This window comes from Streptomyces sp. NBC_00096 (assembly GCF_045041305.1).
Classification (GTDB): domain Bacteria; phylum Actinomycetota; class Actinomycetes; order Streptomycetales; family Streptomycetaceae; genus Streptomyces.
Genome location: NZ_CP108221.1, coordinates 1,923,037 through 1,934,590 on the forward strand (window position 1 = coordinate 1,923,037; position 11,554 = coordinate 1,934,590).

The 11,554-nt window shown below is 72.5% G+C and carries 12 protein-coding genes; 6 read left to right on the forward strand and 6 right to left on the reverse strand.

Annotated elements, in window-relative coordinates; translation table 11 throughout:
• From OG904_RS07990 to OG904_RS08000, 3 genes are all read left to right on the forward strand, one after another.
• Positions 1-777 carry an ABC transporter permease gene (locus OG904_RS07990; protein WP_405488780.1) on the forward strand — a complete coding sequence of 259 codons (777 nt, stop codon included), beginning with the start codon at positions 1-3 and terminating at the stop codon, positions 775-777.
• Between the two features lie 177 nt (positions 778-954).
• Positions 955-2,115 (forward strand): ABC transporter ATP-binding protein, encoded by a 1,161-nt coding sequence (locus OG904_RS07995; protein ID WP_405488782.1) that lies wholly within the window; start codon positions 955-957, stop codon positions 2,113-2,115.
• Entirely contained in the window at positions 2,112-2,978 is an 867-nt protein-coding gene (locus OG904_RS08000; RefSeq protein WP_405488784.1) for an ABC transporter permease, read from the forward strand. Before OG904_RS07995 ends, OG904_RS08000 begins: the two co-directional genes overlap by 4 nt.
• 78 nt (positions 2,979-3,056) lie before the next feature.
• Here OG904_RS08000 and OG904_RS08005 read toward each other — a convergent pair whose 3' ends face one another.
• Positions 3,057-3,401 carry an ATP/GTP-binding protein gene (locus tag OG904_RS08005; RefSeq protein ID WP_405488786.1) on the reverse strand — a complete coding sequence of 115 codons (345 nt, stop codon included), beginning with the start codon at positions 3,399-3,401 and terminating at the stop codon, positions 3,057-3,059.
• Between the two features lie 244 nt (positions 3,402-3,645).
• Here OG904_RS08005 and OG904_RS08010 point away from each other — a divergent pair, with 244 nt between their 5' ends.
• The gene (locus OG904_RS08010) at positions 3,646-4,677 is read left to right on the forward strand and encodes an LLM class flavin-dependent oxidoreductase (RefSeq protein ID WP_405488788.1); all 1,032 of its coding nucleotides are present in this window, start codon (positions 3,646-3,648) and stop codon (positions 4,675-4,677) included.
• Between the two features lie 111 nt (positions 4,678-4,788).
• Here OG904_RS08010 and OG904_RS08015 read toward each other — a convergent pair whose 3' ends face one another.
• Complete coding sequence (locus tag OG904_RS08015; RefSeq protein ID WP_356649321.1) at positions 4,789-5,181, reverse strand: SCO5389 family protein; 393 nt, start codon at positions 5,179-5,181, stop codon at positions 4,789-4,791.
• 220 nt (positions 5,182-5,401) lie between these two features.
• Between OG904_RS08015 and nucS the strand changes: the two genes are divergently transcribed.
• Positions 5,402-6,073, forward strand: a complete 672-nt coding sequence (nucS, locus tag OG904_RS08020; RefSeq protein ID WP_405488790.1) for an endonuclease NucS — start codon at positions 5,402-5,404, stop codon at positions 6,071-6,073.
• A gap of 114 nt (positions 6,074-6,187) precedes the next feature.
• On the opposite strand, the gene OG904_RS08025 is transcribed toward nucS, so the two are convergent.
• The 3 genes from OG904_RS08025 to OG904_RS08035 all read right to left on the reverse strand — a co-directional run bounded on the left by OG904_RS08025 (position 6,188) and on the right by OG904_RS08035 (position 10,138).
• Entirely contained in the window at positions 6,188-8,590 is a 2,403-nt protein-coding gene (locus tag OG904_RS08025; protein WP_405488792.1) for an ATP-binding protein, read from the reverse strand.
• Between the two features lie 202 nt (positions 8,591-8,792).
• The gene (locus OG904_RS08030) at positions 8,793-9,116 is read right to left on the reverse strand and encodes an STAS domain-containing protein (RefSeq protein ID WP_243336243.1); all 324 of its coding nucleotides are present in this window, start codon (positions 9,114-9,116) and stop codon (positions 8,793-8,795) included.
• Between the two features lie 173 nt (positions 9,117-9,289).
• Complete coding sequence (locus OG904_RS08035) at positions 9,290-10,138, reverse strand: 3-hydroxyacyl-CoA dehydrogenase family protein (protein ID WP_405488795.1); 849 nt, start codon at positions 10,136-10,138, stop codon at positions 9,290-9,292.
• 163 nt (positions 10,139-10,301) lie between these two features.
• Between OG904_RS08035 and OG904_RS08040 the strand changes: the two genes are divergently transcribed.
• Positions 10,302-10,874, forward strand: coding sequence for a cob(I)yrinic acid a,c-diamide adenosyltransferase (locus OG904_RS08040; RefSeq protein ID WP_405488797.1), 573 nt, complete (start codon positions 10,302-10,304; stop codon positions 10,872-10,874).
• Here OG904_RS08040 and OG904_RS08045 read toward each other — a convergent pair.
• On the reverse strand, positions 10,871-11,467 hold the full coding sequence (locus tag OG904_RS08045) for a hypothetical protein (protein ID WP_405488799.1): 597 nt from the start codon (positions 11,465-11,467) through the stop codon (positions 10,871-10,873). The genes OG904_RS08040 and OG904_RS08045 overlap by 4 nt on opposite strands.
• Positions 11,468-11,554: the final 87 nt, after the last annotated feature.

The following is an 11,554-nucleotide window of genomic DNA, read 5'->3' on the forward strand; positions in this document are numbered from 1 at the left end:
ATGGCACTGCCCGCAGTCCTCGAGTCCGAGTGGACCAAGATCCGTACGGTCGCCTCCACGAGCTGGACCCTCGCCATCGCGTTCCTCGCCACCGTCGGGTTCAGCACCGGCCTGTCCGCCCTGATCAACGCGAGCTTCGACAGCATGAAGCCGGAGGAGAAGGCCACGTTCGACCCCACCCTGCTGAGCTTCACCGGGATGCAGTTCGGCCAGCTGGCGATGATCGTCTTCGGTGTGCTCGTCGTCAGCACCGAGTACAGCTCGGGCATGATCCGCACCTCGCTGGCCGCCGTCCCCCGGCGCGGGAGCTTCCTGCTGGGCAAGCTCACCGTGGCCACGGCGCTGGCCCTGGTGGTCGGGCTGCTGACCAGCTTCGTCTCGTTCTTCCTCGTCCAGGCGATCCTGGGCGACCGCGCCAGCGGCATCGGCGAGGAGCACGTCCTGCGCGCGGTCGTCGGCGCCGGCCTGTACATGGCGCTCCTGGCCCTGTTCTCCATGGGCGTGGCCGCCATGCTGCGCAGCTCGGTCGCCTCGATCAGCGTGCTGATCCCGTTCTTCCTGATCGTCTCGAACCTCCTCAGCGGCTTCGAGTCGACCCGCAAGTACGGCCAGTACCTGCCCGACAAGGCGGGATCGAAGATCATGCAGATCGTGCCGGACGCCATGGGCAGCCCGGAGACTCCCTACGGTCCCTACGGCGGCCTCGGGATCATGCTCCTGTGGGTGGCCGCCTCGGTGCTCGGGGGCTACCTCGTCCTCAAGAACAGGGACGCCTGACGTAAAGAGCGTCAAAGGGCAGGGACGCCTGACGTCCTACGGGAGATCCCCGGGTCGGCCTCAGGGGCGGGTCAGGGTCGGGTCAGGCTCGGGGACGAGGCGGAACCGTAGGAGACTGGATATCCTCTTAACCCTTACAGGGCGAACGTCGTCCCCGCCGGGCAAGGGGCAGAGCACATGATCGAGGCCGTCGGCCTGACCAAGCGCTTCGGCGCGAAGACCGCCGTCGACGACCTCTCCTTCCAGGTCAGGCCGGGTCACGTGACGGGATTCCTGGGGCCCAACGGCTCCGGGAAGTCCACCACGATGCGCATGATCGTCGGCCTGGACCGCCCCACCTCCGGCCGCGTCACGATCAACGGCCGGCCCTTCCGCGATCTCCCGAACGCCCAGCGCCACGTCGGCGCCCTGCTCGACGCCAAGGCCGTGCACGGCGGCCGCAGGGCCCGCACCCACCTCCTGTCGGTCGCCCAGCTCTCCGGGATCCCCGAGAAGCGGGTGGACGAGGTCCTGGGCGTCGTGGGCCTCCAGGACGTGGCCCGGCAGCGCACGAAGGGCTTCTCCCTCGGCATGGGCCAGCGGCTCGGCATCGCGACCGCCCTGCTCGGCGACCCCCAGGTGCTGCTCTTCGACGAGCCGGTCAACGGCCTCGACCCGGAGGGCATCCTCTGGGTCCGAAACCTGATGCGTCACCTCGCCTCCGAGGGCCGCACCGTCTTCGTCTCCTCCCACCTGATGAGCGAGATGGCGCTGACCGCCGACCACCTGATCGTGATCGGCCGGGGCCGGCTGCTCGCCGACATGAGCACCCAGGATTTCATCACCCACAACTCGGCCGGATTCGCCCGGGTCCGCACGGCCGACACCGACCCGGCCGGCTGGGACACGCTGGGTTCCGTCCTCACCAAGGCGGGCGCCCGGGTGCTCAGGGAGCCCGACGGGGCACTGCGCGTGACCGGCCTGGAGCTGCCGCGGATCTCGGACCTCGCGCACGCGGCCGGCGTACGGCTGTGGGAGCTGTCGCCGCACCGGGCCTCGCTGGAGGAGGCGTACATGCGGATGACCCAGTCCTCCGTCGAGTACACCTCCACCGAGGACCCGCGCGCCGGGCTGTGGGAGCCCGAACCGCTGAGCGTCCCGAAGTGGGAGGACGAGGAGCCCGCCGAGGCCCTGCGGGTCCCGCAGGCGGGATTCTTCGCGCCCCCGCCGCCCGGGGCGGACGGGCAGCCGTTCCTGATGCCCGCCACCGCGGGCGAGCTCGCCGCCCCCGCCGCCGCGCACTCCCCCGACCCCGACCCCGTCCACGCCCCCGCGCAGAAGCCCGAGGACAGCAGATGAGCGCCCCGACGACCGCGACCGCCGGGGAGCGGGGCCCGAAGGGCTACAGCTCGCCCCTGCCGACCCCCCGGCCGCACCTGGGGCACGCGCTGGCCTCGGAGTGGACGAAGCTGACCTCGGTGCGCTCCACGATGTGGACGCTCGGCTCGATGGTGCTGCTCGTCACCGGCATCGGCGGCGCGGTGATCGTGCAGACCAGGTCCCTGGACTACGAGCAGATGCCCTTCGTCGCCCCCGCGCTGTTCGGACTGCTGGTCGGGCAGCTCTCGGTGATGGTGCTCGGGGTGCTGACGATCACCTCCGAGTACGGCACCGGCCTGGTCCGCACCACCTTCACGGCGGCCCCCGACCGGTACCGGGTGCTCACCGCGAAGTACCTCGTCTTCGGCATCACCGCGTTCCTCGCCACGGCCGGGTCGGTCAGCCTGGTCGGGCTCACCGCGTCGATCCTGCACGACGGCCCGGGCTCCGGGGTGCACACGGCCTCGGAGTGGGCCTCCGGGCTCCTCGGCAGCCTCTACGTGACCCTGCTCGGCGTGCTGGCCATGGCGGTCGGGGCGCTGGTGCGGCACTCCGCCGGCGCGATCGCCGTGATGCTCGGCCTCGTCACGCTGCCGCCGGTCATAGGGGCGGTGGTCACCAGCTGGGAGGCGCTCGCCCCCTTCGGCCGCGCCCTGCTCCAGTACAACTCGCCGGTGGCGCTGATGGAGCTCTTCGGGCTGCCCACCGGTAGTGACGACCCGGACCCGGCCGCGGACGGCCTCGGGTCCCCGAGCAGCCTGAGCCACATGCTGCTGATCCTGCTGCTGACGGGCACGATGGTGGCCGCCTCGTACGTGGTGACCGGGCGCCGGGACGTGTAGGCCGGGCCGCCGCGGCTGGGCCGTCTCTTTCGGATCTTGCCGGGCCCGCGACGCCTGGCAAGATCCGAAGGAGCCGACCTAGTACTTGGGAGCGTTGCGGGACCGCTGCACCTTGGAGGTGCGGCGGTCCTTCGCGTTCCAGCAGGCCTTGTGCCAGTGCCGGCGGTCGTCGACGCCGCCGTACTCCGGCCAGGCCACCAGGTGCGGGGTGCCGGAGGGGATCTCCTGGTCGCAGCCGGGGCAGCGGTACCGCTTGCCCGCCGCGCTCGCACCCGCGACGTGCCGGACCTTCCACTCCTCGCCCTGGTACTCCTCCGTGCGCTCCAGGCCGTACCGGTCGAGGCCGCCGCCAGGGCCCGAGCCCTGGTCCGAACGATCGGCTGGATTCTCGCCGCCCCGGGGGCGGTTGTGGCGCGGAGACACGTATACCTCACGGATGGGCGGACGGCAGTGACTTTCTCCCAGACTACGCGCAGCGAGAGCGGGTACCCGCAGGGTGGCCGAAGGACGACCACCAGGCCCACCATCCGAAAAGCGCGCGACTGGCCCGACAATCCCAATAACTTTCCTGTCAGGCCGTGCCTTTGGCACGTGTCAGACGTTGTTGCCGGTAAGGAAACCGGTCCGCCTGGGGGAGGCCGCGTCAGCCGCGAGGAGGCTAAAGGCGATGCGCGTAGGAGCGTTTGTACTGGCGGCCCAGTTCCCTGGCCAGGGACCGGGAGAGGCACTGCACCGGGCGGTGCGGACGGCCGAGGTGGCCGAGGAGGCCGGACTCGACTCGGTCTGGGTCGCCGAGCACCACTTCGTCCCGTACGGGGTCTGCCCGTCGGCGGTGACCCTGGCGGCCCTGATGCTGGGCCGCACCCGGCGGCTGCGCGTGGGCACCGCGGTGAGCGTGCTGCCGAGCGCCCACCCCGTGGCCCTGGGGGAACAGGCGGCCCTGCTGCACCTGACCTCGGAGGGACGGTTCTCCCTGGGGGTGGGGCGGGGCGGGCCCTGGGTGGACCTGGAGGTCTTCGGCGGCGGGCTCGACGCGTACGAGAACCGCTTCCCGGAGGACCTGGACCTGCTCCGCCGCTGGCTCGCCGAACCACGGGTGGGGGTGGCGGGGGCGGAGGCCGGGGCCCGGTACGGGTTCCGCGAGGTGGCCGTCGTACCGCGTCCGTCGGAGGCGCTGCACGGGGACGGGACGGGGCCGGAACTGATCGTCGCGTGCACCTCCCCCGCCTCCGTACGGCTGGCCGCGGAGCGCGGACTGCCGATGCTGCTCGGCATGCACTGCGGGGACGAGGACAAGGCGGCGATGGTCGAGCTGTGGCGGCGTACGGCGCGGGCCGCGGGCCGCTGCCCGGAGGCGGGCCACGTGTCGGCCGGGGTCTGCCAGCTGGCGGACCGGACGGCGGACGCCCGGGAAACGCTGCTGAAGGCGATGCCGGGCTGGCTCAAGCAGGGCCTGGACGCGCACGTCACGGTGGACGGCCGCGTGCGCGCGATGCGGGACCCGGTCGCGTACACCGAACTGCTCTGCGATCTGCACCCCGTGGGCACACCGGAGCTGGCGGCCGACCGGCTGGCGGTCACGTCGGAACGTACGGGCATCACGCGGTTCGCCCTGCTGACGGAAGGTTCGGGTGACCTCGCCGCGACGGAGGAGAACCTCCGGCGCCTCGGCGCCGAAGTGGTGCCCCGGCTCGGCTGAGACCAGGGCTGCCGCTCCGTTGGCACCGGAGCGGCAGCGCGATACGGGTCGTGCGGTCTGACGTCGTGCGGAGGTGCGGTCGTACGGAGGTGCGGTCGTACGGTCGTCCTGCTAACAGTCGCGCAGCTCGGGCGACTGGTTGAGCAGCTGACCACGGATCGAAGTGAACTTGGCCAGCCGGTCGTCCACCGAGGAGTCGAGCGGGAACACCGCTAGCCGGTGGCAGTTCTGGAATGCCAGGCGCACTCCGAAGTGGCGCTGCAGCGCACCCCGTATCGCGTCACTCGCGAGGGCGCGCAGCAGCTGACCACGCGCCTGCTCGTCCGGCGGCGGCGTCTGGTTGTCGGCGAACTGTCCGCCGTCCACCTTCAGCTGGGCCACCAGCGAGCTGACCATCTCCCATGCGTAGGGCAGGGAGGTCCGGACGCAGTCGACGAAAGCGGCTTCGTCGACCTCGCCTCGCTCGGCCTGTTCGAGTAGGGCCGGTGAGACGTCGAGCGACATGGGTTCTCCTCTCGCGACTCCGGCCGTTTGGGTTGCCGGAGCCTTACGGGCAGGGAAGGAGATCGCGACGCAGTGTGCACGCTTCGCAACCTCCCGCTCACCACGGTAGGCGCCCCGTGGGTACCGCACCAGGAGAATGCGCATACAACGCGCCATCCACGAAGGGGGCTTTCGGGGGCGAATCGCGTGCAGGCCCGTCGGTCGAGTAGCGTTGCCGACCATGCGTCTCGTCATTGCCCGCTGCTCCGTCGATTACGCGGGCCGGCTCACCGCCCATCTGCCCTCGGCACCCCGTCTGATCCTCGTGAAGGCCGACGGCAGTGTCTCGATCCACGCGGACGACCGAGCGTACAAACCGCTCAACTGGATGTCGCCGCCGTGCACCCTCAAGGAGGGGAGTGGGGACGAGGCCGGTGTCTGGACGGTCGTCAACAAGGCGGGCGAGAAGCTCATCATCACCATGGAGGAAGTCCTCCACGACTCCTCGCACGAGCTGGGCACCGACCCGGGTCTGATCAAGGACGGAGTCGAGGCCCACCTCCAGGAGCTCCTGGCCGACCGGATCGACACCCTCGGCGAGGGGTACACGCTGATCCGCCGCGAGTACATGACGGCGATCGGCCCGGTCGACATCCTGTGCCGGGACGCCTCCGGCGCGACGGTCGCGGTGGAGATCAAGCGGCGCGGCGAGATCGACGGCGTCGAGCAGCTCACGCGCTACCTGGAGCTCCTGAACCGCGACCCGCACCTGGCGCCGGTCAAGGGCATCTTCGCGGCCCAGGAGATCAAGCCCCAGGCCCGCGTCCTGGCGAACGACCGCGGCATGGACTGCGTGATCCTCGACTACAACGCCATGCGCGGCATCGAGGACGACAAGCTCCGCCTGTTCTAGCCCCCTGGCTTCCCCCTGGCTTCCCCCTGGCTCCCTCTGCGCGCCGCCCGCCGCTGATCGCGGTGGCGGCGCGCAGCCGTGTGCGCGGCCCGTCTCAGGGCGTACGGGCCCGTCTCAGGGCGTCGTCGTGCTTGCCGGCGCGCCCGTCGTGGCCGTCGGGGTCGGCGCGGGCGGGGTCGTCGGCGCGGTCGGTTCCGGCGGCTTGGTCGGCGTGGGCGTCGGATCGGCCGGGCTCGACGCCGGCGGGGTCGGGCCCACCGGGCTCGAAGACTGCGGGGTCGGCGACGGCTTGTGCGAGGAGGACCTCCGCGGCGTCGGCGTCGTGCCCGGCGCCTGCGCTTCCGGGGACGAGGCCTCCGGCGCCGGTGAAGGATCGTTCCCGCTCGTACCCGGCGCACTCGGCTGCGTCTGTGACTCCTCCGTGGTCGGGATCGTGGAGACGCCCGGCCCCTGGGCCGGCGGCGGGGTCTGCTCCTCGCCGGACATCGCCAGCGCCACCACCGTGCCCAGCACCACCACCGTCAGTGCCCCGGCCGCGGCCAGCAGGAGCGGCTTGCGCCCGGACAGCGGCTTCGGCCGCGGCTCGGGCAGCGGCCTCGGCGCGGGCGCGGGCTCCGGGTTGAGCGGGAAGGCGTCCTCGAACACCTCCGCCAGGGTCACGGGCGCCACGGAACCGGCCGGCGCCACCGCGGGCACCACCGTCGTGACGGCTTCCGCGTCCTGCGGCTCCAGGGCGGCGGCCAGGGGTGCGGGCGCGGGCTTCACGGTGGACACCGGAGCCACCCCGGCCGGGGGCGAGAACCCCCTCGGCGCGGGCCCCGCGGGCAGCCCCGCGGCCGGACCGGCGGGCGGCAGGGCCGCCGGAGCGGGAGAGGCCGCCGGCGGGGCCAGCCGCAGCGGCGGCGACACCTGGACCCCGGCCGCCTCCCGGTCGGTGACCAGGGCCAGCGCCCGCCGTCCCGCCACGGTCCCCCGCTTGTCGGCGAGCGCGCCGCGCAGCCCGATCGAGGCCTCCAGCTCCGCCCTCGCCCGGTCGAGCCGGCCCTCGCACAGGGCCAGTACGCCCAGCTCGTGGTGGAAGTACGCCTGTTCCGCGACCTCCCCGGCCTTGCGCGCGGCCTCCGCGCCCGAGCGCAGCACCCGCTCCCAGGCCTCCCAGTGCAGCGAGGCCGCGAAGGCCGGGGCCGCCGTGCGCGCGAGCAGTACCGCGGCCACCACATCGGCCCCGGCCAGCGCAGCGAGCACCGCGTCGGCCTCCGACGCGATGCGCTCCGGGCTCACCGAGGTGTGCCCGGTCCACCAGGCGTAGTGCCGGGCGGCCGTCCGGGCCTCCTCGGCCGTGGTGTCCCCGTACCCGATCTCCTCCAGCTGCCGCGCGACCCCCGCGGCCAGCCGGTAGCGCGGCCCGACGGGGCTCAGCAGCCCGCAGTCGATCAGTTCCGCGACCGCCGTGTCGGCGTGGGTGTCCCCGACCAGCGCGGGCAGGTGCGCGTGGTGGGGCAGCTCCCCGCCCAGTGCGCAGGCGATCCGCAGCGCGGCCCGGGCCGATTCGCTGACCCGCGAGGCCAGCAGCTCCGCCGGGGCGGCGCCCTCGGCCAGGGTCGGCAGCGGCACGAAGACGGTGTCGCGCGGCCGCTCCTCGAAGACGCCGGGCTCCTCGTCCTCGTCGTCGGGGTCGGTCCGGTTGAGCTCGTCGCGCTGCCGCAGCAGGGCGGCGGCCTGTACGAAGCGCAGCGGCAGCCCCTCGGAGGCGAAGCGCAGGTCTCCCGCCCAGGCCGTCTCGGCCTCGGTCAGGGCCCGTCCGGTGCCCGCTTCGAGCAGGGCCACGCAGTCGGCGCGGGCCAGCCCGCCGAGGAAGACCTCTTCGAGGTGCGAGTCGTCGGAGGGGGCCCGGGTGTCGGGGGTGGCGGCCAGCAGGTAGGCGCACTCCGGGGTGGCCCGCAGCAGTTCGTCGAGGGCGGGGCCGCCCATGTCGAGGTCGTCGAGGAGGACGACCGCGCCGATCTCCCGCACGCGGGCGAGGAGCCCGGCCCGGTCGGGCCGCTCGGCCGGAGCCTCGTAGACGGTGGCGTACAGCGCGTGGAGCAGCTCGGCCGGCTGCTGGTGCCCGTGCGCGGAGAGCCGTACGACCCCGTCGGGGGCCATGTCCGCGCAGGCTTCGGCCACGGAGTCGAGCAGTGCGGTGCGCCCGGAGCCGGGCGGGCCGGTCAGCCGTACGGAGCGGCCGCGCGCGAGGAGCCGTACGAGGCGCTCGTGCTCCTCCTCGCGGCCCAGCAGCGGCCGGGTGCCGGCCGGGGCGCCCGGCGGTACGGGGGGCCGCGCGGCGGCCGCCCTGGAGGCGCGGGCGGCGGGGGTGCGCTTGGCGGGGATGCCGGCGGGTTCACCGCCGGGGCGGTGGGTCGGCTCGATCTCGCTGCCGTCGACCGGGTTCACGGTGAGGGTGAAGTCCCCGGCGGTCAGCGTCACCACCCGTGCGGGCTGCTGGGCCGGATCGGCCTGCCCTTGAGTGCGGTCCATGACCGAGTCCTCCGATCGCGCCGTGCGCCGTCGTACCGCCCGGCCTTCGCACACGCCGCTGTCGCTACTGGTCCGGTTTCCGCCCGAACCCTAGACCGTGCCCGGCCCCGCAGGAACCGCAGGGGTGCCTTCACCACCGGACCGTTACGTTCGCGCGGTGCGTTCGCGCGGCCCGTTCGCGCCGCTCACGCGGTCGCGGGCGTCACGCGCGGGGCAGCGACTCCGCTTCCAGTCCGCCCTCGATCGCGAGGATCCGGTGCAGCCGGGTGGCGACGAGCAGCCGCTGCATCTGCGGCGGCACCCCGCGCAGCACGAGCCGCCGGCCGGTCCGGCCGGCCCGGCGGTGGGCGCCCATGATCACGCCGAGGCCCGTCGCGTCCCAGGAGTCGAGCCCGGTGAGGTCCAGCACGAGGTCGCCGTGACCGTCGTCGAGGGCGGTGTGCAGGACCGTACGGGCGTCCGCCGCGCTGCGCACGTCGAGGCGACCCCCGACTGCGAGTTCGGCGTGGTCGCCCCTGATGTGCATGTGTGCTCCCGGCAGTGCGGTACTGCGTACGAATGGTCCGACTGGTCCGTGGTCGGCAACTCTCACTGCAACTGACTGCCTCAGGGGCGGGGAAGTTGCCGACCGTGAGCGAACCGATACCTAATTCACTCCGGGGGGTGAAGGACTCGTTCGAACGCCCCCCTGTCCCCGCCTCAGTGCTTGTAGAAGCCCTGACCGCTCTTGCGGCCGATGTCGCCCGCGTCCACCATGCGGCGCATCAGCTCCGGCGGCGCGAACTTCTCGTCCTGCGACTCGGTGTAGATGTTGCTGGTGGCGTGCAGCAGGATGTCGACGCCGGTGAGGTCCGCGGTGGCCAGCGGGCCCATCGCGTGCCCGAAGCCCAGCTTGCAGGCGATGTCGATGTCCTCCGCCGAAGCGACGCCCGATTCGTACAGTTTGGCGGCTTCGACGACCAGCGCGGAGATCAGACGGGTCGTCACGAAACCGGCGACGTCGCGGTTGACGACGATGCAGGTCTTGCCGACGGACTCGGCGAACGCCCGGGTGGTGGCGAGGGTTTCGTCGCTCGTCTTGTAGCCGCGCACGAGCTCGCACAGCTGCATCATCGGGACGGGCGAGAAGAAGTGCGCGCCGACGACCCGCTCCGGACGCTCCGTCACGGCCGCGATCTTGGTGATCGGGATGGCCGAGGTGTTGGAGGCGAGGATCGCGTCCTCGCGCACCAGCTTGTCGAGCGCGCGGAAGATCTCGTGCTTGACCTCGAGCTTCTCGAAGACGGCCTCGACGACGATGTCGGCGTCGGAGACCGCTTCGAGGTCGGTGGTCGTCGTGATGCGGGCGAGGGCGGCCTCCGCGTCCTCGGCCGTCAGCTTGCCCTTGGAGACGAACCTGTCGTACGAGGCCTTGATCCCGTCGGTACCGCGCGTCAGAGCGGCATCGGTGACGTCGCGCAGCACGACGTCCCAACCCGCCTGAGCGGAGACCTGCGCGATTCCGGAACCCATCAGTCCGGCACCGATGACGGCGAGCTTCCCAGCCACTGCACACCCCTAGCTGTCGTTCGTTCTCCGGCGGAGACTAGCGCCCGGGAGGGGCGCATTGACCGTGAAGTAACACGCGTCACGTCTCAGATGACGGACATCACACCGGGACGGCTCAGCAGTGCGACAGGGGGCCGCAGTTGGCCCGCACTAGGCTGACGGCATGGTGAACCTCACGCGCATCTACACCCGCACCGGCGACAAGGGCACGACCGCGCTCGGCGACATGAGCCGCACGGCCAAGACCGATGTGCGGATCTCGGCGTACGCCGACACCAACGAGGCCAACGCGGCCATCGGGACGGCCATCGCGCTCGGCGCGCTGCCCGACGATGTCGTGAAGGTCCTGGTCCGGGTGCAGAACGACCTGTTCGACGTCGGCGCGGACCTGTGCACTCCCGTCGCCGAGAACCCCGAATACCCGCCGCTGCGCGTCGAGCAGTTCTACGTCGACAAGCTGGAGGCGGACTGCGACGCCTTCAACGGCGAGCTGGAGAAGCTCCGCAGCTTCATCCTCCCCGGCGGCACCCCCGGCGCGGCCCTCCTGCACCAGGCCTGCACGGTGGTCCGGCGCGCCGAGCGCTCCACGTGGGCGGCGCTGGAGGAGCACGGCGAGGTGATGAACCCCCTGACGGCCACCTACCTCAACCGCCTCTCCGACCTGCTCTTCATCCTGGCCCGCACGGCCAACAAGGAGCTCGGCGACGTCCTGTGGGTCCCGGGCGGCGAGCGCTAGCCGGGTTGGCCCGACCGGCCTGCCTGGCCCGACCGGCCGACCCGGTCGCGCGGTCCGGCGTCCGCGGGGGCTTTTTTCGGCCATAGCGTGTACGTGGCGGCGATCAGCGCGTGGATGCCGGTCATCCGCAGTGCCGTGAGCTGCCAGCCCCGCAGCGAACCGGTGTCCCCCGAGCCGCCGACGTACCAGACGGCGATCTGGAGCAGGCCGATCGCGACCGCCGCCGCGAGGGCGGTGCGGCCGGCCAGCCGCCACTCGTGGAGGGCCCGCGCCTTCCCGTACCCGGCCCCGGCCGGCTTGGGGCCCCCGGCCAGGCGGTGCGCGGCGTGGCCGTCGAGCCACTTCACGGTGTAGTGCCCGTAGGCGACGGTGTAGCCGAGGTAGAGCGCGGCCACCCCGTGCTTCCAGTCGGGCTCGGCGCCGCCGCGCAGGTCCAGGGTGGTGGCCACCAGCAGGGTCAGTTCCAGCAGGGGCTCGCAGAGCAGGACCGCCGCGCCGGGCTTCGGCTTCTTCGCGAGGTACCGCAGGGCCAGGCCGCCGGTCAGCAGGACCCAGAAGCCGACCTCGCAGGCGATGATCAGGGTGACGAGCACGGGCCGCTCCGTTCCGGCGGTGGTGGGGGACGGATCCAGCCTCCCGCCCCGCGCGCCCCGATTCCTCGTCGCCGCTGACGAAAGCCG